This is a genomic window from Streptomyces sp. TS71-3 (genome assembly GCF_018327685.1).
In the GTDB taxonomy this organism is placed as follows: domain Bacteria; phylum Actinomycetota; class Actinomycetes; order Streptomycetales; family Streptomycetaceae; genus Streptomyces.
Map to the genome: position 1 here is coordinate 1 of NZ_BNEL01000003.1, position 21221 is coordinate 21221.

General features: G+C 68.8%; 13 protein-coding genes, 3 rRNA genes and 1 pseudogene. 10 read left to right on the top strand and 7 right to left on the bottom strand.

Going from position 1 to position 21221, the window contains the following annotated elements:
* The 5 genes and pseudogenes from Sm713_RS24710 to Sm713_RS24730 all read left to right on the top strand — a co-directional run.
* Positions 1-658 (top strand): annotated as a pseudogene (locus Sm713_RS24710) (hypothetical protein); the annotation flags it as partial.
* A 565-nt stretch (positions 659-1223) separates the two neighbouring features.
* Positions 1224-2030, top strand: coding sequence for a DUF4129 domain-containing protein (locus Sm713_RS24715; RefSeq protein ID WP_212912296.1), 807 nt, complete (start codon positions 1224-1226; stop codon positions 2028-2030).
* On the top strand, positions 2027-3487 hold the full coding sequence (locus Sm713_RS24720) for a DUF4350 domain-containing protein (RefSeq protein ID WP_249416194.1): 1461 nt from the start codon (positions 2027-2029) through the stop codon (positions 3485-3487). The genes Sm713_RS24715 and Sm713_RS24720 overlap by 4 nt, the downstream gene beginning before the upstream one ends.
* A complete protein-coding gene (locus Sm713_RS24725; protein ID WP_212911898.1) occupies positions 3487-4476 on the top strand; it encodes a MoxR family ATPase in 990 nt (329 codons plus the stop codon). The genes Sm713_RS24720 and Sm713_RS24725 overlap by 1 nt, the downstream gene beginning before the upstream one ends.
* A gap of 73 nt (positions 4477-4549) precedes the next feature.
* Positions 4550-5860, top strand: a complete 1311-nt coding sequence (locus Sm713_RS24730; RefSeq protein ID WP_212909232.1) for a DUF58 domain-containing protein — start codon at positions 4550-4552, stop codon at positions 5858-5860.
* Positions 5861-6021: 161 nt separating this feature from the next.
* On the opposite strand, the gene rrf is transcribed toward Sm713_RS24730, so the two are convergent.
* The 4 genes from rrf to Sm713_RS24750 form a co-directional block, all read right to left on the bottom strand.
* A 5S ribosomal RNA gene (gene rrf, locus Sm713_RS24735) occupies positions 6022-6138 on the bottom strand.
* 99 nt (positions 6139-6237) lie between these two features.
* Positions 6238-9360: ribosomal RNA gene (locus Sm713_RS24740) — 23S ribosomal RNA — on the bottom strand.
* Positions 9361-9689: 329 nt separating this feature from the next.
* A 16S ribosomal RNA gene (locus Sm713_RS24745) occupies positions 9690-11218 on the bottom strand.
* The 16S, 23S and 5S rRNA genes sit together here, the layout of an rRNA operon.
* 648 nt (positions 11219-11866) lie before the next feature.
* Positions 11867-12874, bottom strand: a complete 1008-nt coding sequence (locus Sm713_RS24750; RefSeq protein WP_212912297.1) for a stage II sporulation protein M — start codon at positions 12872-12874, stop codon at positions 11867-11869.
* A gap of 278 nt (positions 12875-13152) precedes the next feature.
* On the opposite strand from Sm713_RS24750, the gene Sm713_RS24755 reads away from it, so the two are divergent.
* Positions 13153-14112, top strand: coding sequence for an RDD family protein (locus Sm713_RS24755; protein ID WP_212912298.1), 960 nt, complete (start codon positions 13153-13155; stop codon positions 14110-14112).
* Positions 14113-14238: 126 nt separating this feature from the next.
* On the opposite strand, the gene Sm713_RS24760 is transcribed toward Sm713_RS24755, so the two are convergent.
* The 3 genes from Sm713_RS24760 to ahcY all read right to left on the bottom strand — a co-directional run bounded on the left by Sm713_RS24760 (position 14239) and on the right by ahcY (position 16785).
* Positions 14239-14853 carry a hypothetical protein gene (locus Sm713_RS24760; protein WP_212912299.1) on the bottom strand — a complete coding sequence of 205 codons (615 nt, stop codon included), beginning with the start codon at positions 14851-14853 and terminating at the stop codon, positions 14239-14241.
* Positions 14854-15130: 277 nt separating this feature from the next.
* Positions 15131-15295 carry a hypothetical protein gene (locus Sm713_RS24765; RefSeq protein ID WP_212912300.1) on the bottom strand — a complete coding sequence of 55 codons (165 nt, stop codon included), beginning with the start codon at positions 15293-15295 and terminating at the stop codon, positions 15131-15133.
* Positions 15296-15321: 26 nt separating this feature from the next.
* Complete coding sequence (ahcY, locus tag Sm713_RS24770) at positions 15322-16785, bottom strand: adenosylhomocysteinase (RefSeq protein ID WP_212912301.1); 1464 nt, start codon at positions 16783-16785, stop codon at positions 15322-15324.
* Positions 16786-17190: 405 nt separating this feature from the next.
* Here ahcY and Sm713_RS24775 point away from each other — a divergent pair, with 405 nt between their 5' ends.
* From Sm713_RS24775 to Sm713_RS24790, 4 genes are all read left to right on the top strand, one after another.
* Positions 17191-18261 carry an ATP-binding cassette domain-containing protein gene (locus Sm713_RS24775; RefSeq protein ID WP_212912302.1) on the top strand — a complete coding sequence of 357 codons (1071 nt, stop codon included), beginning with the start codon at positions 17191-17193 and terminating at the stop codon, positions 18259-18261.
* On the top strand, positions 18258-19091 hold the full coding sequence (locus tag Sm713_RS24780; RefSeq protein WP_212912303.1) for an ABC transporter permease subunit: 834 nt from the start codon (positions 18258-18260) through the stop codon (positions 19089-19091). The genes Sm713_RS24775 and Sm713_RS24780 overlap by 4 nt, the downstream gene beginning before the upstream one ends.
* Before the next feature lie 103 nt (positions 19092-19194).
* On the top strand, positions 19195-20526 hold the full coding sequence (locus Sm713_RS41245; protein WP_212912304.1) for a sensor histidine kinase: 1332 nt from the start codon (positions 19195-19197) through the stop codon (positions 20524-20526).
* 6 nt (positions 20527-20532) lie between these two features.
* Positions 20533-21195 (top strand): response regulator transcription factor, encoded by a 663-nt coding sequence (locus Sm713_RS24790; RefSeq protein ID WP_212912305.1) that lies wholly within the window; start codon positions 20533-20535, stop codon positions 21193-21195.
* Positions 21196-21221: the final 26 nt, after the last annotated feature.

Consider the following 21221-nt stretch of genomic DNA (forward strand, 5'->3'; position numbering starts at 1 on the left):
GCGCACCTACTGGCGGACCGTCCTCGGCATCTCGCTGAGCGTGGCCGTGCTCGTGCAGGTCGCCCTCGTCGTCGTACAGGGCACGGTGCTGAACGACACCGCCGAATCCACCGCCCTCAACGACCGGACGGCCTCGCTCAGCGAGCTCGCCCATGCCATGCGGGGGGTCCTGGTCAGTTCGGGCGTGGTGCTGCTCGTCAGCCTCCTCGGCACGATCATCGCGACGGCCCTGCTGACGACCGTGACCAGCCGGGCCGTGCTGGGCAGGCCGGTGACCATCGCGGAGGCCTGGCGTGACGCCCGGCCCCAGGTGCCCAGGCTGTTCGCGTCTCACGTTCCTGCTGCCGCTCATCGTCATGGCGATCGTCGCCGTCGGGATGCTGCCCGGGTGCTGATCGCGGTGGCGACCGACGCCGACGCGGGCCTGCCGGTCGCCGTGCTCGGCGGGCTGGTCGCGGGGGTCGTGGCGCTGTGGCTGGCGATCCGCTTCGCGCTCGCGTCTTCACGGCACGCTGATGCTGGAGCGGCCAGAGGCGATGTTCAAGTCCCTGAGCCGCTCCGCCAAGGCTGGTCAAGGGCTCCTGTGTGCGCGTCCTCGGCATCCAGCATGCTTGCCGCCGTCATTCTCACAATATCTGGTCGTACGATCAGTCCTTGATCCCGTTCACACCTCGTCGCCGAGGCGGTCGGCGGCGGCGGGGACTCCGGGGGACTCCTGGGCGGCACCGCCGGCGCCCACGGCTGGACGTACCTGATCATCAGCGGCGTCGGCTCGATCGTCGCTCCATGCTCACCTTACCCGATCACCGCGGGCGTCGCCGTCCTGCTCTACATCGATTCAGCGCATCCGCCGCGAAAGCGCTCGACCTGGAGCTCGGCCGCGCCGCCGGCCTCCAGGGCCCCGGATCCGACGCGCCCGGCCCGGGCCCCGGAGGCTGAGTCCGTGGACACCGCGGGGAGACCACGGCGCGGCCGTCCGCGCTGCCGTGCCCGGACGACGCGACGGCAGCGGGCCGCCCGCGGACCATGGCAGAGGCCGGAGCCCCGGTGCTCACCGGAGCAACGGTCAGGGGGCCGGCCTCCGCCGGAAGGCCCGCGTCCGCTGGGAGCGCCGCTTTCGCTGGGAGCGCCGCGTCCTTCGGAAGGGGCGCTCCCAGCGGAAGGGTCGCGACCAGCCGAAGCCCCTCGTCCAGCGGAAGCGCCTCATCCGGCCGGAGACCCACATGCGGCTGAGGCCGGCATCGCGCCGGCGGCCGGCATCCGGTTGGCTGCTGACATCGCGCCGGTGGCTGACGCCCGCTCTCCTGCCGTCAGCCGTACTGCTGCCGCGTGCCTCCGACGACCCCCCGGTGACCATCTCGCGTGACCCCGCCAAGGAGGCGGCCAGGCGGGAGCTGTCGAAGCGGATGTACCACGAGAACGACCCGGGCCTGCTGCACCGCCTGCTGAACCGCTTTCTGAGCTGGGTCCACCACCTCTTCAACGCGGCCTCGGGCGTCACTCCGGGGGGCGGGCTCGGGCTCTTCGTGGTCGTACTCCTCGTGCTGGCCCTTGCCTTGGCGCTCTGGTGGCGCCTGGGCACCCCTCGCCGGGCGCCGGCGTCCGCGGCACCGCTCTTCCACGACCGGCCGCGCAGCGCGGCGGAGCACCGCGCAACCGCCGAGGCACACGCGGCCCAAGGGCACTGGAACCAGGCCGTGCAGGAGCGGATGCGCGCCGTCGTGCGCGCCCTGGAAGAGCGTGCGCTGCTCGAACCGCGGCCCGGACGCACCGCCGACGAGGCGGCGGCGGAGGCAGCCCTGGCCCTCCCCACCCACGAGGACCGGCTGCGCGCCGCCGCACGGGACTTCGACGACGTCGCATACGGCGGCCGCAGCAGTGACGAGCCCGCGTACCGGCGCATGTCCGCGCTCGACGAGGACCTGGCCCGCGCCCGCCCCGCGCTCACCGGCGCCGGCGCGAGCAGCAACACCAGCAGCCACAGCACCACGAACCACTCCAGCACTTCCGCGCGGAGGACGCCCGAATGACCGGCACCTCCCCCGACCCGCAGCGAATGGCTCCGCGGCAGACCTCCGCACCGGAGTCCGCCGCCGCCCCGCAGCACACCTCCAACGGCCCAGGCACCGGCACGCCACCGCATCCGCCGACCGGCACAGCCGCCGCCCCACCCGGGCCCGGGGCACCCGGCACGGCACCTTCCACGAGCCCGCCCGGCCCCGCTCCTTCCCTGCCACCGCGCGGAGACGAGCCTTCCGGGACGACATCCACCGCCCCCACAACCCGGCGCGTCTGGTTCCGCGCACGCGGCATCGTCCTGGCGGCCCTGGTCCTGCTCGCCGCGGCGATCGTGATCGCCCTGGTCCGCTCGGACGCCCAGCACGGCCGGCTCGATCCCCGGTCCGCCGACCCGCTCGGCTCCCACGCCGTCGCCGCGCTCCTCGCCGAACGGGGCGTGTCCACCCGGACCGTCACCACGGTGGCGGAAGCGCGGGAGGCCACGGGCCCCGACACCACCCTGCTGGTGGCCGACCCGGATCTGCTGACGAACCGCCAGCAGCTGCAGCTGCGCACCGCGGTCACGGGCTCCGGCGGGCGTACCGTCCTCATCGCGCCGAGCGCGGCGTCGACCGGCAGGCTCGCCCCGCAGGTCAGCGCGGACCCGGCCCTGAGCATCGACTCGACGCTCACCCCCGGCTGCACCTTCCCGGCCGCCCGGCGCGCGGGCGCGGCCGACACGGGCGGGCTGCGCTACGACACGTCGTCCACGTCGTCCCCCACCGGGGACTCCTGCTACTTCAGCGACGGCCTGCCCACGCTCGTCCGTGTCCCGGACGCGGGCACGACCGGCGACACGGTCGTCCTCGGCGCGCCGGACATCCTCTACAACGACCGGCTCGACGCCCAGGGCAACGCCTCGCTCGCCCTGCAACTCCTCGGCTCCCGCCCCCATCTGGTCTGGTACCTCCCCTCGCTCTCCGACCCGGCCGCCGCCCCCGACACGGGCAGCCGCAGCTTCTACGACCTGATCCCCTCCGGCTGGCTCTGGGGCGCGCTGGAAGCAGCCGTCGCCGTCGCTCTCGCCGCCCTCTGGCGGGCCCGCCGCCTGGGCCCCCTGGTCCGCGAACGGCTCCCCGTCGCCATCCGCGCCTCCGAGGCGGCGGAGGGCCGCGCCCGCCTCTACCGCAAGGCCGACGCGCGCGACCGCGCCGCCGACTCCCTGCGCACCGCCACCCGCAACCGGCTTGCCCCCCTCATCGGCACTCCCCCTGCCCATGCGCACTCCCCCGAGGTACTACTCCCCGCCCTGGCCGCCCGGCTGGCCAGAGCCGAGCGCCCCGCAGGGCCGCCCGCTCCACCGGGCGCCCCGGAACGGGAACGGAACCTGCACGCACTCCTCTTCGGGCCGCCACCCCGCGACGACGCAGCACTCATCGCCCTCGCCGACAACCTCGACGCCCTCGAAGGAGAGGTACGCCATTCATGATGGACCCGACCACTGACAACGCCCCTCGCTTGGCCGACGCGGGCGACTCCCGCGCCCGTCTGGAGGCCCTGCGCACGGAGATCGCGAAAGCCGTGGTCGGCCAGGACCCCGCGGTCACGGGTCTGGTCGTGGCCCTGCTCTGCCGCGGCCACGTCCTCCTGGAAGGCGTCCCCGGCGTGGCGAAGACGCTCCTCGTGCGCACCCTCGCGGCCTCGCTCGCGGTCGACACGAAACGGGTCCAGTTCACCCCGGACCTCATGCCCAGCGACGTCACCGGGTCCCTCGTCTACGACGCGCGCACCGCGGAGTTCTCCTTCCAGCCGGGCCCCGTCTTCACCAACCTGCTGCTCGCCGACGAGATCAACCGCACACCGCCGAAGACCCAGTCGGCCCTGCTGGAGGCCATGGAGGAACACCAGGTCACGGTCGACGGCACGCCCCGCCCGCTGCCCGAGCCGTTCCTCGTCGCTGCCACCCAGATCCCGGTCGAGTACGAGGGCACCTACCCGCTCCCCGAGGCCCAGCTCGACCGTTTCCTCCTGAAGCTCCTCGTCCCGCTGCCCTCCCGCGACGACGAGATCGGGGTGCTGACACGCCATGTGGATGGCTTCGATCCGCACGACCTGCACACAGCCGGCGTGCGCCCCGTCGCCACTCCCGCACACCTCGAAGCGGCCAGGGACGCGGTCAGGCGCACATCCGTCTCGCAGGAGATCACCGGCTACGTGGTCGACCTGTGCCGCGCCACCCGCGAATCCCCGTCCGTCACGCTGGGCGTCTCACCCCGCGGGGCGACGGCCCTGCTCTCCACGGCCCGCGCCTGGGCCTGGCTGACCGGCCGCGACTACGTCATCCCCGACGACGTGAAGGCCCTGGCCCTGCCGACGCTCCGGCACCGCATCCAGTTGCGGCCCGAGGCCGAGATGGAGGGGGTCACGGCCGACTCGGTCATCAACGCGATCCTGTCGCACGTGCCCGTGCCCCGCTGACTCCGTCCCTCCGAACGTTCCCGTTCCCACCCCTACCGAGCCGCCCGCCCCACCGACCACCGCCCGAGGATCCATGGCCCTGACCGGACGCACCGCTCTGCTGGCGGCCCTCGCCGCCCTGCTCGTCGGCGTCTTCGCGCCGAGTTGGACCGGCATCCTCGCCGTGAACGTCCCGATCGTGCTGGCGTGCCTCTGCGACTTCACCCTGGCCGCTCCCGTGCGCCGCCTCGCATTCGTCCGCTCACCTGACACGGCGGTACGCCTCGGAGAATCCGTCGACACGACGCTCACCGTCACCAACCCGTCCGGCCGCCCGCTACGGGCCGTCCTGCGGGACGCCTGGCCCCCGAGCACCGGGGCAGAGGCGTCAGAGGACGGTTCGTCGCGCCACCGGCTGACGGTCGCCTCCGGCGAACGCCGCCGGGTCGTCACCCACTTGCGTCCCACGCGCCGCGGGGATCACCAGGCCGCCCGTGTCACAGTCCGTTCCTACGGTCCTCTGGGACTGCTCTGCCGTCAGGGCGGCCATCAGGTGCCGGGCACGCTGCGGGCCCTGCCGCCGTTCGACAGCCGCAAGCACCTGCCGTCCAAACTGGCCCGCCTGCGGGAGATGGACGGCCGCACGAGTGTCCTGACCCGCGGTGAGGGCACCGAGTTCGACAGCCTGCGCACGTACGTGCCGGGCGACGACACCCGTTCCATCGACTGGCGCGCCACCGCCCGCCAGTCCTCGGTCGCCGTCCGCACGTGGCGGCCTGAGCGGGACCGTCGCATCCTGCTCGTCCTGGACTCCGGCCGCACGTCCGCGGGCCGTGTCGGCGACGCACCGCGCCTCGACGCCGCGATGGACGCGGCGCTACTGCTGGCCACGCTCGCCTCGCGGGCGGGGGACCGGGTGGATCTACTGGCCTACGACCGCAGGGTCCGCGCCCTGGTGCAGGGCAAGACAGCGAACGACGTCCTGCCGGCGATGGTGAACGCGATGGCCGGCGTGGCACCCGAACTTGTGGAGACGGACGCACGCGGCCTCGTCTCCACGGTCCTGCGCACCGCTCCCCGGCATGCTCTCGTCGTGCTGCTGACCAGCCTCGAAGCGGCCCCGGTCGAAGAGGGCCTGCTTCCGGTACTGGGCCAGCTCACCCAACGGCACAACGTCCTCGTGGCCTCCGTAGCGGACCCGCACATCGCCCGCATGGCCGCTGGACGCGGTACCCCTGACGCGGTGTACGACGCGGCTGCGGCCGCGCAGGCCAAGGACGAGCGCAGGCACACCGCGGACCAGCTGAGGCGCCATGGCGTATCCGTGGTCGACGCCCTGCCGGATGCTCTGGCTCCGGAGCTGGCCGATGCCTACCTCGCCTTGAAGGCGTCCGGGAAGTTGTGAGTGCGGGCGGACGGGCGGCCGGCCTGTCCCTTGTCCTCTGGCTTCCCGGCGGGGAGAGGCGATGGCTACGGGGCAGCCGCCGCGCGGGCAATAACCCCGTAACCCCGTAAGCACAGAAGACCCCCGTACCGATCCGGTACGGGGGTCTTCTTCTAATAAGAGTTCGGCGGCGTCCTACTCTCCCACAGGGTCCCCCCTGCAGTACCATCGGCGCTGAAAGGCTTAGCTTCCGGGTTCGGAATGTAACCGGGCGTTTCCCTCACGCTATAACCACCGAAACACACACCACCAACCACCACACCCCCCACCCCATACGGGCAGAAGCATGTGTGTGGTTGTTCGTGGTTTCAGAACCAACACAGTGAACGCGAGCACCTGAGGACAAGCCCTCGGCCTATTAGTACCAGTCACCTCCACCCCTCACAGGGCTTCCAGACCTGGCCTATCAACCCAATCGTCTACTGGGAGCCTTACCCCATCAAGTGGGTGGGAGCCCTCATCTCGAAGCAGGCTTCCCGCTTAGATGCTTTCAGCGGTTATCCCTCCCGAACGTAGCCAACCAGCCATGCCCTTGGCAGAACAACTGGCACACCAGAGGTTCGTCCGTCCCGGTCCTCTCGTACTAGGGACAGCCCTTCTCAAGACTCCTACGCGCACAGCGGATAGGGACCGAACTGTCTCACGACGTTCTAAACCCAGCTCGCGTACCGCTTTAATGGGCGAACAGCCCAACCCTTGGGACCGACTCCAGCCCCAGGATGCGACGAGCCGACATCGAGGTGCCAAACCATCCCGTCGATATGGACTCTTGGGGAAGATCAGCCTGTTATCCCCGGGGTACCTTTTATCCGTTGAGCGACGGCGCTTCCACAAGCCACCGCCGGATCACTAGTCCCGACTTTCGTCCCTGCTCGACCCGTCAGTCTCACAGTCAAGCTCCCTTGTGCACTTACACTCAACACCTGATTACCAACCAGGCTGAGGGAACCTTTGGGCGCCTCCGTTACCCTTTAGGAGGCAACCGCCCCAGTTAAACTACCCATCAGACACTGTCCCTGATCCGGATCACGGACCCAGGTTAGACATCCAGCACGACCAGAGTGGTATTTCAACAACGACTCCACGAACACTGGCGTGCCCGCATCACAGTCTCCCACCTATCCTACACAAGCCGAACCGAACACCAATATCAAACTATAGTAAAGGTCCCGGGGTCTTTCCGTCCTGCTGCGCGAAACGAGCATCTTTACTCGTACTGCAATTTCACCGGGCCTATGGTTGAGACAGTCAAGAAGTCGTTACGCCATTCGTGCAGGTCGGAACTTACCCGACAAGGAATTTCGCTACCTTAGGATGGTTATAGTTACCACCGCCGTTTACTGGCGCTTAAGTTCTCAGCCTCGCCCACCCGAAAGTGAGCTAACCGGTCCCCTTAACGTTCCAGCACCGGGCAGGCGTCAGTCCGTATACATCGCCTTACGGCTTCGCACGGACCTGTGTTTTTAGTAAACAGTCGCTTCTCGCTGGTCTCTGCGGCCACCCCCAGCTCAGACAGCACGTGCCATCACCGGGAATGGCCCCCCTTCTCCCGAAGTTACGGGGGCATTTTGCCGAGTTCCTTAACCATAGTTCACCCGAACGCCTCAGTATTCTCTACCAGACCACCTGAGTCGGTTTAGGGTACGGGCCGCCACAAAACTCGCTAGAGGCTTTTCTCGACAGCATAGGATCATCCACTTCACCACAATCGGCTCGGCATCAGGCCTCACCCACAAGCCAGGCGGATTTACCTACCTGACGGGCTACACCCTTACCCCGGGACAACCACCGCCCGGGATGGACTACCTTCCTGCGTCACCCCATCACTCACCTACTAACCGCTTGGACCGGCGGCTCCACCACTTTCCCCGACGGTAAACCGGCAGGGAACGGCTTCACGGCCTTAGCATCACGATGCTCGATGTTTGACGCTTCATAGCGGGTACCGGAATATCAACCGGTTATCCATCGACTACGCCTGTCGGCCTCGCCTTAGGTCCCGACTTACCCTGGGCAGATCAGCTTGACCCAGGAACCCTTAGTCAATCGGCGCACACGTTTCCCACGTGTGAATCGCTACTCATGCCTGCATTCTCACTCGTGAACCATCCACAACTACCTTCCGGCGCTGCTTCACCCGGCACACGACGCTCCCCTACCCATCACAACACCCGTTAAGGCTCATGCTGCAATGACACGACTTCGGCGGTATGCTTGAGCCCCGCTACATTATCGGCGCGGAATCACTAGACCAGTGAGCTATTACGCACTCTTTCAAGGATGGCTGCTTCTAAGCCAACCTCCTGGTTGTCTCTGCGACTCCACATCCTTTCCCACTTAGCATACGCTTAGGGGCCTTAGTCGATGCTCTGGGCTGTTTCCCTCTCGACCATGGAGCTTATCCCCCACAGTCTCACTGCCGCGCTCTCACTTACCGGCATTCGGAGTTTGGCTAAGGTCAGTAACCCGGTAAGGCCCATCGCCTATCCAGTGCTCTACCTCCGGCAAGAAACACACGACGCTGCACCTAAATGCATTTCGGGGAGAACCAGCTATCACGGAGTTTGATTGGCCTTTCACCCCTAACCACAGGTCATCCCCCAGGTTTTCAACCCTGGTGGGTTCGGTCCTCCACGACCTCTTACAGCCGCTTCAACCTGCCCATGGCTAGATCACTCCGCTTCGGGTCTTGAACACGCTACTCAACGCCCTCTTCGGACTCGCTTTCGCTACGGCTCCCCCACAACAGGTTAACCTCGCAACATGCCGCAAACTCGCAGGCTCATTCTTCAAAAGGCACGCAGTCACGACACACCAACAAAGTTGGCATGCGACGCTCCCACGGCTTGTAGGCACACGGTTTCAGGTACTATTTCACTCCCCTCCCGGGGTACTTTTCACCATTCCCTCACGGTACTATCCGCTATCGGTCACCAGGGAATATTTAGGCTTAGCGGGTGGTCCCGCCAGATTCACACAGGATTTCTCGGGCCCCATGCTACTCGGGAAACTCTCAAACAAGTCGCAGACATTTCAGCTACGGGGGTCTTACCCTCTACGCCGGGCCTTTCGCATGCCCTTCGCCTACATCCACGATTTCTAACTTGCCTCACGACCGGCAGATCATGAAAGAAAGCTCCCACAACCCCCAAGACGCAACCCCTGCCGGGTCTCACACGCCCAAGGTTTAGCCTCATCCAGTTTCGCTCGCCACTACTCCCGGAATCACGGTTGTTTTCTCTTCCTGCGGGTACTGAGATGTTTCACTTCCCCGCGTTCCCTCCACACTGCCTATGAGTTCAGCAGCGGGTGACAGCCCATAACGACTGCCGGGTTACCCCATTCGGACACCCCCGGATCAAAGCTCGGTTGACAGCTCCCCGGGGCCTATCGCGGCCTCCCACGTCCTTCATCGGTTCCTGGTGCCAAGGCATCCACCGTGCGCCCTTAAAAACTTGGCCACAGATGCTCGCGTTCACTGTGCAGTTCTCAAACAACGACCAACCACCCACCACCCCAAGCAACAGCCTGAGTTCACCGGGGCCGGCAACCGAAAACACAACCACCACGTGGCCGTGCCCTCAGACACCCAACAGCGTGCTCGACACCCCCCACCCTCCAAACCCGCGTTCCACGCCTCGAAGAGGCAGTACTAACGCATCCAGAATCACGAGAGATGCCGAATAGTCAACGTTCCACCCATGAGCGAACCAGCATCGAACACTCGCCGATGTACTGGCCTCTGGACCACCAGATGCGAACACCTGGACAGCCAAGAAGTGCTCCTTAGAAAGGAGGTGATCCAGCCGCACCTTCCGGTACGGCTACCTTGTTACGACTTCGTCCCAATCGCCAGTCCCACCTTCGACGACTCCCTCCCACAAGGGGTTGGGCCACCGGCTTCGGGTGTTACCGACTTTCGTGACGTGACGGGCGGTGTGTACAAGGCCCGGGAACGTATTCACCGCAGCAATGCTGATCTGCGATTACTAGCGACTCCGACTTCATGGGGTCGAGTTGCAGACCCCAATCCGAACTGAGACCGGCTTTTTGAGATTCGCTCCACCTCACGGCATCGCAACTCATTGTACCGGCCATTGTAGCACGTGTGCAGCCCAAGACATAAGGGGCATGATGACTTGACGTCGTCCCCACCTTCCTCCGAGTTGACCCCGGCGGTCTCCCGTGAGTCCCCAGCACCACAAGGGCCTGCTGGCAACACGGGACAAGGGTTGCGCTCGTTGCGGGACTTAACCCAACATCTCACGACACGAGCTGACGACAGCCATGCACCACCTGTACACCGACCACAAGGGGGACCGTGTCTCCACGGTTTTCCGGCGTATGTCAAGCCTTGGTAAGGTTCTTCGCGTTGCGTCGAATTAAGCCACATGCTCCGCCGCTTGTGCGGGCCCCCGTCAATTCCTTTGAGTTTTAGCCTTGCGGCCGTACTCCCCAGGCGGGGCACTTAATGCGTTAGCTGCGGCACGGACGACGTGGAATGTCGCCCACACCTAGTGCCCACCGTTTACGGCGTGGACTACCAGGGTATCTAATCCTGTTCGCTCCCCACGCTTTCGCTCCTCAGCGTCAGTATCGGCCCAGAGATCCGCCTTCGCCACCGGTGTTCCTCCTGATATCTGCGCATTTCACCGCTACACCAGGAATTCCGATCTCCCCTACCGAACTCAAGCATGCCCGTATCGACTGCAGACCCGGAGTTAAGCCCCGGGCTTTCACAACCGACGCGACACGCCGCCTACGAGCTCTTTACGCCCAATAATTCCGGACAACGCTTGCGCCCTACGTATTACCGCGGCTGCTGGCACGTAGTTAGCCGGCGCTTCTTCTGCAAGTACCGTCACCCTAAGGCTTCTTCCCTGCTGAAAGAGGTTTACAACCCGAAGGCCGTCATCCCCCACGCGGCGTCGCTGCATCAGGCTTGCGCCCATTGTGCAATATTCCCCACTGCTGCCTCCCGTAGGAGTCTGGGCCGTGTCTCAGTCCCAGTGTGGCCGGTCGCCCTCTCAGGCCGGCTACCCGTCGTCGCCTTGGTAGGCCATCACCCCACCAACAAGCTGATAGGCCGCGGGCCCATCCTTCACCGCCGGAGCTTTCCACACCAGAAGATGCCTCCCAGTGTCCTATCCGGTATTAGACCCCGTTTCCAGGGCTTGTCCCAGAGTGAAGGGCAGATTGCCCACGTGTTACTCACCCGTTCGCCACTAATCCCCGACCGAAGCCGGATCATCGTTCGACTTGCATGTGTTAAGCACGCCGCCAGCGTTCGTCCTGAGCCAGGATCAAACTCTCCGTGAATGTCTTCCCACCAACGGTGGGTCACACATCACGAGAGCGGTGCAGGAAGCGGAATACAACTTCCCGCACACAGCGTCCTCGCTGTGTTCTTGTTACTTCAAAGGAACCACGTCACCACAAAGACCCAGTGCAAGCATCTTCGGGTAGACGGGGTATCAACATATCTGGCGTTGACTTTTAGCACGCTGTTGAGTTCTCAAGGAACGGACACTTCCTTCGTACTCACCACGAAAACCTACTTCGCGGCTTTCCTCCGGGCGTTTCCCTTCGGTGTTTCCAACCGTACCAGATCCGATTTCGCTGTCGTTACCGACGTGAATTCGTTCCGGTGGCCGTTGGAGGGCCTGTGCCTTTGGGTGCCTCGCGGCTTCCCTTTGGCGGATCCCGACTTTATCAGATGGATTGAGCCGGGCTGACCTGACCGGTCAGCGGCCTATTCCACTTCGAGAGCCGAGAGAACTCCTCCAGAATCAGGGATTGCGGAGGAGTTCGTAGGTCGTCACGGATACCCCGAATCGATCTGGTCAGACCTGAACGGTCCCGACCTGATTCAAGGCAACTGCTCAAACCTAGCTCCTCACCTGTCCCCTGTCAAGGGGCTTCGGTGAGGTGAATGGAGACTAGCAGCTCACAGAGCTCCGATGCACATCAGGCTGCGAGCGGGAGCTCGGCGCTGCGCTCCTCGGGAGCCAGATCACCCGTCTCACCGGCGCGCGCGGCTCGGCCTCCGGCGACGTACACGTACACGAGAAACGCCGTCTCGGCCGCGAGGCCGATGCCTATGCGGGCCCATGTCGGGAGTCCCGACGGTGTCACGAAGCCTTCGATGCCCCCCGACACGAAGAGGACGAGTGCAAGGCCGATGGCCATCCCTATGGCGGCTCTGCCCTCTTCCGCGAGTGCGGTCCTGCGCGTGCGGGGGCCCGGGTCGATGACGGTCCAGCCGAGTTTGAGGCCGGTGCCCGCTGCGGCGAAGACGGCGGTCAGTTCGAGGAGGCCGTGCGGGAGAACCAGGCCCAGGAAGGTGTCCAGGCGTCCCGCGGAGGACATGAGGCCGACGCCCACTCCCAGGTTGAGCATGTTCTGGAAGAGCACCCACAGGACGGGTATGCCGATGAAGGCCCCCAGAACGAGGCAGAGCGCCGCCGCTTCGGCGTTGTTCGTCCAGACTTGCGCCGCGAAGGATGCCGCCGGGTGACTGGAGTAGTACGTTTCGTACTCGCCGCCCGGGCGAGTGAGGCTCCGGAGTTCGGAGGGGGCCGCGATGGTGGCCCGGACCTGGGGGTGGGTTCCGATCCACCAGCCCAGGACGGCCGATATCGCCGTCGAGATCAGTGCCGTGGGGACCCACCAGTGCCTGCTGCGGTAGACCGCGGCCGGGAAACCGCGCGCGAGGAAGTGCGCCACATCACGCCACGAGGCGCGCCGAGTGCCGGTCACCGCGCTCCGCGCGCGTGCCAGGAGTTGCGTCAGGCGGCCTGTGAGTTGGGGGTCGGGGGCACTGGACTGGATCAGGGAGAGGTGGGTGGCGGTGCGCTGGTAGAGGGTGACGAGTTCGTCCGCCTCCGCGCCGGTCAGGCGGCGCCGGCGGCGCACCAGGCTGTCGAGGCGGTCCCATTGGGCTCGGTGCGCGGACACGAACACGTCGAGGTCCATGGGAGCCACTCCTCACAGTTTCGCGTAGCTTCTCGGGGCGTTCCGGGCCGTCCGTCGCTGCTCAGGGTCGGTGCACCGGCGTGGCGCCGGCGTGCGGTCCGCGTACGGGCGGCCCCGCGTACGAGGTGTATCGCACCTCCTGGTGCGGCGCGACAGACGTCAGCTTGGCAGACTGGCCGTTTCCGGTGCGTTCCGGGCCGCCGCGCGGGCCGGCTCCGGGAAGGCCGCCCCGGCGCCAGGTGGTGGACCGCCGGGGAGCGGAGAGAGGACGGCAGGGCATGAGTGAGCTTGTGACCGGTGAGGCTGTGGCGCTGGAGTTGCGCCCCGCGAAGCTGCCGAGCCGGATGCTGGCCGAGCTGCTCGACCTGATCGTCGCGGGGGCGGTGTACCTGGCGGTGATGTTCGCCGTGCTCGCTTCGACGTCTTCCCTGGACGATGCGGCCACGGCCGCCATCGCCATCGCGTCGTTCCTGTTGCTGCTGGTGGGAGGGCCGATCGCGGTGGAGACGCTGTCCCACGGGCGGTCGGTGGGGAAGCTGGCGTGCGGGCTGCGCGTGGTGCGGGACGACGGGGGGCCGATCCGGTTCCGGCACGCGCTCGTGCGCGGGGCGATGGGGGCGGTGGAGATCCTGATGTCCGCGGGCGTCATCGCCTGTGTCGCGTCTCTGGTCTCGGCACGGGGCCGGCGCGTCGGAGACGTGTTCGCGGGGACGCTGGTGGTGCGCGAGCGGGTACCCGGGGCGTCCGGCGGGTTCGTGCCGCCCCCGCCGCCGTGGCTGGCCGGGCGGTTCTCGGGTCTCGACCTGTCGGGTGTGCCGGATGGGCTGTGGCTGGCGGTCCGCCAGTACCTGGCCCGTGCGGGGCAGCTCGATCCGCAGGTGAGCTGGACGATGGCGGCCCGGCTGGCGTCGGATCTCGGGGAGCGCACGGGAGCGCCTGCCCCGCCCGATGTGCCGCCGGCCGCCTACCTGGCCGCCGTGCTCCACGAGCGGCAGGCGCGCGAGGCCCGCCGTGCCTTCGGCGGTGATGCGGCACCGGGCGCGTGGGGGTGGGGAGGGCCCACGGGCGCGCCCGCCCCGGCGCCCGCCTTTCCGTCGGCGCCCTCTCCCGCTCCGGCGCAACCTGCCGCACCGGCGCCGGTGCCGGCCGCCGAGACGACTGCCCCGGAACCCCGTCCCGGGTCGGCCGGTCCCGGGTCGGCCGGCGGGCCGTCCACCGGGTTCGTTCCGCCTGCCTGATTCCGGGGGTGTACCCCATACGGCTGCGGATCCGTCGGAATCAGCGGGCCCGAGAGACGCGAGACAGGCCGGGAATCGACGGGTCCCGTGAGAATCGGCAGATCTCGCCGGTGTCAGCCGCGGGAGTCAGGAGAACGCCGACGGCGGCGAGTCGAGGTCCTCGAGCTCGATGCCGGGGGCTGCGAGCACCACGTCACCGGTGAGGTGGACGGCGTGCTGCTCGCCCGTGTCCAGGGCGCTGACCTGGTATTCGTCCACGGTCAGGGGGCCGTTGTCAGTGGCGTGTGCTTCGCTTCTCACCAGCGCCCAGGACTGGTCGACGGTCCGGGGTGCCAGCACGGGGTCGGTGAAGGTGACGAGGCGGACACGGGTTGCGGGGGAAGCGGGGGTGAGGCGGAGCAGTCGAGCGGTGGAGACGAGGAAGGCCGGCGAGGTGCCGCTGAAGGCGTGAGCGGGGGCGTTGCCTTCGGTGGCATGGGTGCCGGTGGGGTCGGTGCGCACCCATGTGACGCCGTCAAGCGCGGCTCCGCGCACCTGCCAGTTCGACGCATTGATTTCGAGACGGATCGGGCGGCCCAGTTCGTCGACGGCCAGGTCGACGGAGCCCGCGTGGTCGCCCGCGGGGGTGGTCAGCTGGGAGACATAGCGCCAGCCGGACGGGCCGGGGGCGCAGTGGAAGTGTTCCTCACCGAGAGGGGTGTGGTCATGCGGGTCATGGAGCGAATAACGGCCGCGGGGCATGGGAGGTCCTGACTCTTCCGGCGCGGTGGGCATGGTCTGCCGTCCGGCGCGGTGTACACGGCCGGCTTCCGGCACGGTGCGGCCTTCCGGCACGGTGGGCGCCGGCCGGCTTCCCCTGTGGCCCGCGTGGGCCGCGCGCCGGTGCCCGTGGGAGCTCGTCGGCACCCTGTCCGACCGTACCTCCGGAATGGAGCAGGCCCCCGCCACGGGGGTGCGGGGGCCTGCTCAACCCGGCGAGCAACCGGGGTCGTACGGGGGCCGGTCTGAGCAGCAGCGGTCAGGCGGCGCTCAGACCGGCGGCGTCCAGACCGGCAGCGTCCAGACCGGCAGCGTCCAGACCGGCAGCGTCCAGACCGGCAGCGTTCAGCCGAAGGGCACTCGTGCCGGCGACGTCCAGTCGCGCCACGCGCATGCCGGCGGCGTTCAGTCGGATGACGCTCACGCCGACGGCATGCACCCGGCCTGCGCTCAGTAGCGGTAGTGGTCGGGCTTGTAGGGGCCCTCGACCTCGACGCCGATGTACGAGGCCTGCTCGGGGCGGAGCTGGGTGAGCTTGACGCCGAGCGCGTCCAGGTGGAGGCGGGCGACCTTCTCGTCCAGCTTCTTCGGCAGGACGTAGACGTCCGTCGGGTACTGGTCGGGCTTGGTGTAGAGCTCGATCTGCGCCAGCGTCTGGTTCGCGAACGAGTTGGACATCACGAACGACGGGTGGCCGGTCGCGTTGCCCAGGTTCAGCAGGCGGCCCTCGGAGAGAACGATGATCTTCTTCCCGTCGGGGAAGGTCCAGGTGTGGACCTGGGGCTTCACCTCGTCCTTCACGATGCCCGGGATCTTCGCCAGGCCGGCCATGTCGATCTCGTTGTCGAAGTGGCCGATGTTGCCCACGATCGCCTGGTGCTTCATCTTGGCCATGTCCGCGGCCATGATGATGTCCTTGTTGCCGGTCGTGGTGACGAAGATGTCGACCTGCTCGACGACGTCGTCCAGCGTGGCGACCTGGTAGCCGTCCATCGCCGCCTGGAGCGCGCAGATGGGGTCGATCTCGGTCACGATCACGCGGGCGCCCTGGCCGCGCAGCGACTCGGCGCAGCCCTTGCCCACGTCGCCGTAGCCGCAGACGAGCGCGGTCTTGCCGCCGATCAGGACGTCCGTGGCGCGGTTGATGCCGTCGATGAGGGAGTGGCGGCAGCCGTACTTGTTGTCGAACTTCGACTTGGTGACGGCGTCGTTCACGTTGATCGCCGGGAAGAGGAGGGCGCCGTCGCGGTGCATCTCGTACAGGCGGTGGACGCCCGTGGTGGTCTCCTCGGTGACGCCGCGGATCTCGGACGCGAGGTTCGTCCACTTCTGCGGGCTCTCGGCGACGGTGCGGGTGAGCAGGCCGAGGATGACCGCGTGCTCCTCGCTCTCGGCGGTGTCGACGGAGGGGACCTTGCCGGCCTTCTCGTACTCGACGCCCTTGTGCACCAGGAGGGTGGCGTCACCGCCGTCGTCCAGGATCATGTTGGGCCCGCCGGTGGTGGCGTCGGCCCAGGTCAGCGCCTGCTCGGTGCACCACCAGTACTCTTCCAGGGTCTCGCCCTTCCAGGCGAAGACGGGGATGCCGCGGGGGTCGTCCGGGGTGCCGTCGGGGCCGACGGCGACCGCGGCGGCGGCGTGGTCCTGGGTGGAGAAGATGTTGCAGGAGGCCCAGCGGACCTCGGCGCCGAGTGCGACCAGCGTCTCGATGAGCACGGCGGTCTGCACGGTCATGTGCAGGGAGCCCGTGATCCGGGCGCCGGCCAGCGGCTGCTGCGCGGCGTACTCCTCGCGGACCGCCATCAGACCGGGCATCTCGTGCTCGGCGAGGCTGATCTCCTTGCGGCCGAACTCGGCCAGCGAAAGGTCGGCGACCTTGAAGTCCTGCTGCTGTCGGTTGGCGACAGTCGACATACGTGCTGCTCCTCGTGGGTTGGTCGAGGTGGGTACGGCTCACCTGCGCGACGGCGGGACCGGGCATACCGATGCCCGGGCGCACGGCGCAGTCCGTCGGAGGCCCTCTCTCCCTCGGCCGGCCCCTTGCGGGCCGCCCGACCGCCATCAGCAGCGACGTCTGGCTCGGTCACGAATCTACACCGATCCGGTCGGGGAGCGCAGTCCGCTTGGGCACTTCTCGGACTACCTCCCCGGACATTCCAGGCTCCGTCAGGGGCACTTCCGCGTGCCTCCGGGGCGTGTGCGGCCGCCCTCCGCAAGCGTCGGCCCTCGGCCGCCGCATGGCAAACCGCAACCGCCGGCCGCCCCTTCGCAACCCGCGGCCGTACCGGTGCATCCAGGGCGGTTCCTAGCGTTCCGTCCATGATTGAAGTGCGCGGGCTCACCAAGCGGTACGGCGGTACGACCGTCGTCGACCGGGCCGAGTTCACCGTGCGGCCGGGCCGGGTGACCGGATTCCTCGGGCCGAACGGGGCCGGCAAGTCGACCACGATGCGATTGGTCATGGGCCTGGACCACCCCACGGCGGGCGAGGCCACCATCGCCGGCAAGCGCTACCGGGACCTCGCGGCGCCGCTGTGCGAGGTCGGTGCGCTGCTGGACGCGAAGGCGCTGCACCCGCACCGTTCGGCACGCCGGCACCTGCTCTGCCTGGCCGCGAGCAACGGCATCCCGGAGCGCCGGGTGGACGAGGTGCTGGCGACGGTCGGCCTGGAGTCGGTGGCCGGAAAGAACCCCGCCGGCTTCTCGCTCGGCATGGCGCAGCGCCTCGGTATCGCCGCCGCGCTGCTCGGCGACCCGGGCGTCCTGCTGTTCGACGAGCCGGTCAACGGGCTTGATCCCGAGGGCATTCGGTGGGTGCGGGCGCTGATGCGCCGGCTGGCGGACGAAGGCCGGGCCGTCCTCGTCTCCAGCCACCTGATGTCCGAGATGGCACTGACCGCGGACCACCTGGTCGTCATCGGCAAGGGCCGGATCCTGGCCGACGCTCCGCTCCGGGATCTCGTCGAGGCCGGTTCCGGCGGTTACGTCGCCGTCACCACGCCGCAGGCGGCCGAGCTGGCCGAGTGGCTGGCCGGCCGGGGCTGGCGGATCGAGCCGGGCGGCCCCGACGAGCTGCGGGTCCACGGCGCCGACGCCGGGCAGGTCGGGGAGGCGGCCGCCGAGGCCGGGGTGCGGCTGCACGGGCTGAGTACCGTGCGTCCCTCGCTGGAGGAGGCGTTCCTGGAGCTCACCGGGGGCTCGGTGGAGTACCGGGCCACCCTGCCGGAGCCGTCGTCGACCGGCACCAGTGCCAGCACCACCGACACGGACACCGGCACCAGCACCAGCACCGACACGGACACCGGCACCGGCACCGGCACCGGCACCGGCACCGGCGAGCACCGCATCCCCCGCACCCGCCGCACGAGCCGTTCCCGGAGGCCGTCATGACCGCCACCTCGCCGTCCTCCGCCGCCGCGCCGCGGCCGTCCCGGGTGGCCGGGCGCGCGTCCTTCGGGCGGGCTGCCGCCGCGGAGTGGGGCAAGCTCCGCAGCACCCGCTCGACCTACTGGACGCTGCTGAGCGGCTTCGCCGTCTCCGTGGGCTTCAGCGCGCTGCTCGCCTCGATCGTCTCCTCCGGGTACGACGACCTGAGCGCCCGCGCCAAGGCCGACTTCGACCCCGCCTACCAGGGGCTCCAGGGCCTCGGGTACGCGCTGGTGGCCTTCGGTGTGCTGGGGGTGCTGACGATCACGTCCGAGTACTCCGGGGGGCTCATCCGCGTCTCGCTCGCGGCGGTGCCGCGGCGCGGGCGGCTGCTGGCGGCCAAGGCCGCGGTGCTGGGTGGCCTGGTGCTCGTGGTGGGCGAGGTGTCGTCCGCCGTGTCGTTCGCCGTCTCGCAGGCGATCTTCGCGGCGAAGGGCGCGGACGCCCGCCTCGGTGATCCGGGGATGCTGCGGGCGGTGCTCGGCGGCGGGCTCTACATCGCCGTGATCACCCTGCTCAGCCTGGCGCTCGGCGTGATCGTCCGGCGCTCGGCGGGGGCGCTGACGGTGGTGCTGACGGTGCTGTTCGTGCTGCCGGCGGTGGGTGCCTTCCTGCCCGGTTCGGCGGGTGAGACGTACAACAACCTGCTGCCGGCCAACGCCGGGCAGGCCATCATGGCCGTCAGGCCGCAGGACGGGAGCCTCGGGCCCTGGGCCGGATTCGGCGTGCTGTGCCTGTACACGGCGGTGCTGATGGCCGTCGCGTGGGGCTCCTTCCAGCGGCGGGACGCCTGATCGCCTGATCGCCTGATCGCCTGGTCGCCTGGTCGCCTGGTCGCCTGGTCGCCTGGCATCGCGATCGCGATCGGGATCGGGATCGGGATCGGGATCGGGATCGGTGGAGAAGCGGGAGGGGGCGGCTACGGTGCTGGTGCCGCGGATGTTGCGCGTGGAGTGGCCGCCCCAGCGGCCCAGCCGCCGCCAGCGCGCCGTCGTGCTCGTGGTCGTCGTGCTCTACGCGGTGGGGAACATCGCGTTGTACGTGGCCGGGGAGCGCTGCACGGGCCCGCTGGGGCCGGCGGCGGGGCTGGTGCTCAACCTGGTGGTCGACGCCGGGCTGTGGTCGATGCTCCGCATGCCGCGGTTCGGCGCGGCGCTGGCGCTGTGCGGGTCGCTCGCGCAGGCCGTCGGGGACAGCCTCTCGCCGGGGCTGTTCGCGCCCGTGTCCCAACTCACGCCGACGACCGTGCCGATGGCGGTCTCCGTCATGGTGTGGATGATGTTCCACCTGCTGCCGCGCCGCGAGGCGCTGGCCTGGACGGCGGCGGTGGCGGTGCCGGCGGTCGAACCGTGGCACAGCGGCTGGACGACCCTGTACGCGGGCCTGAGCGCGGTGGTGCTGCCCGCGCTCCTGGCCCTCTACATGCGCGCCCGAAGCGAACTGCTCCAGTCGTTGCGGGAGCGGGCGGAGAGCGCCGAGCGGGAGAAGTACCTGCTGGCGGAGCGGGCCAAGGAGGCCGAGCGGCAGCGGCTGGCCGCCGAGATGCACGACATCGTCACGCATCACGTCACCGAGATCGTGCTGCACGCCGGTGCCCTTCAAGTCTCCGCACCCGACGACGACGTCCGGGACGCCGCCCGGCAGATCCGGGAGGCGGGCGGCCGGACGCTGGACGAGCTACGGGATCTTGTGCGGATCGTCCGCGGCGGGAGCGGTGGAAACGGCGGAGGCGGAGGGGCCGGCGAAGACGGAGGAGCCGCCGAGGGTGGAGGGGCCGGCGGAGGCCGAGGAACCGGTGCCAACGCCGGGGCAGGCGGCACCGGTGCCCCCGACCCCGGCGCCGGCCTCGTCCGGCTGGCCCGGACCGCCGGCGCGGAACTCCACCTCGCCGGCGACCCGGGCACGGTCGTGCCCGCCGTAGCGCGCGCCGCCTACCGCGTCGTGCAGGAGTCGTTGACCAACGCGCGCAAGCACGCGCAGGGAGCGCGGGTCACCGTCACCGTGCGCTATGGGGCGCACGCCGTGGAGATCACCGTCCACAACACCGCCCCCTCGGGCCCCCCTCCCGACGCCGCGCTGGCCGCGTCCGGCTCCGGAACCGGGCTGGCCGGGCTCGGGCACCGGGTGGCGCTGCTCGGCGGGTCGCTGAGTGCCGATGCCACCGCGGAGGGAGGGTTCCGCGTGCTCGCCCGGATGCCCGCCTCGGTGCCCGTGGAGCCCGTACCCTGAGCGGCCATGGTCAAGGTTCTGCTCGTCGACGACGACCCCATGGTCCGCCGCCACCTGCGCACGATCCTCGCTGCCGGGCCGGACATCGACGTGGTGGGCGAGGCGGAGGACGGTGCCGAGGCCGTCGAGGAGGTGCTGCGCTCGGCCCCCGACGTCATTCTCATGGACATCCGGATGCCCGGCGTCGACGGCGTCACCGCCACCCGCGAGATCGCCGCGCTGCCGGGGACGCGGCCGGCGGTGGTGGCCCTGACGACGTTCGACTCCGACGCGGCGCTGCTCGGCATCCTCGAGGCGGGCGCCAGCGGGTTCCTGGTGAAGTCGACCCCGCCCGAGGACCTGCTCAACCTGGTCAGGGTGGCGGCCGACGGGCACACCGTCCTGTCGCCCGACGCCGCCCGCAGGCTGCTGGCGCTATCCGCACGCACCGAGGACCACCGCCGCGCCGCGCGCCGCAGGGCGGACGGACTCAGCGCCCGGGAACGGGACGTGCTGCGCTGCCTGGGCCACGGCCTGTCCAACGGCGAGGCCGCCGCGCGGCTGTTCCTGTCCGAGGCCACCGTCAAGAGCTACGTGTCGCGGCTGCTCGCCAAGCTCGACCTGCCCAACCGGACCCAGGCGGGACTGCTCGCCATCGAGGCGGGGCTGCTGGAGGACGACGAGCGGTAGGCGACGAGCGGTAGATGACGAACGGT

Bases quoted from the DNA above. Each gene is read 5' to 3' on its own strand.
- Sm713_RS24750 (WP_212912297.1), bottom strand. From the start codon at position 12,874: ATGGACCTCGACGTGTTCGTGTCCGCGCACCGAGCCCAATGGGACCGC.
- Sm713_RS24760 (WP_212912299.1), bottom strand. From the start codon at position 14,853: ATGCCCCGCGGCCGTTATTCGCTCCATGACCCGCATGACCACACCCCT.
- Sm713_RS24715 (WP_212912296.1), top strand. From the start codon at position 1,224: ATGCGGCTGAGGCCGGCATCGCGCCGGCGGCCGGCATCCGGTTGGCTG.
- Sm713_RS24775 (WP_212912302.1), top strand. From the start codon at position 17,191: ATGATTGAAGTGCGCGGGCTCACCAAGCGGTACGGCGGTACGACCGTC.
- ahcY (WP_212912301.1), bottom strand. From the start codon at position 16,785: ATGTCGACTGTCGCCAACCGACAGCAGCAGGACTTCAAGGTCGCCGAC.
- Sm713_RS24725 (WP_212911898.1), top strand. From the start codon at position 3,487: ATGGACCCGACCACTGACAACGCCCCTCGCTTGGCCGACGCGGGCGAC.
- Sm713_RS24780 (WP_212912303.1), top strand. From the start codon at position 18,258: ATGACCGCCACCTCGCCGTCCTCCGCCGCCGCGCCGCGGCCGTCCCGG.
- Sm713_RS24790 (WP_212912305.1), top strand. From the start codon at position 20,533: ATGGTCAAGGTTCTGCTCGTCGACGACGACCCCATGGTCCGCCGCCAC.
- Sm713_RS24755 (WP_212912298.1), top strand. From the start codon at position 13,153: ATGAGTGAGCTTGTGACCGGTGAGGCTGTGGCGCTGGAGTTGCGCCCC.
- Sm713_RS24720 (WP_249416194.1), top strand. From the start codon at position 2,027: ATGACCGGCACCTCCCCCGACCCGCAGCGAATGGCTCCGCGGCAGACC.
- Sm713_RS24730 (WP_212909232.1), top strand. From the start codon at position 4,550: ATGGCCCTGACCGGACGCACCGCTCTGCTGGCGGCCCTCGCCGCCCTG.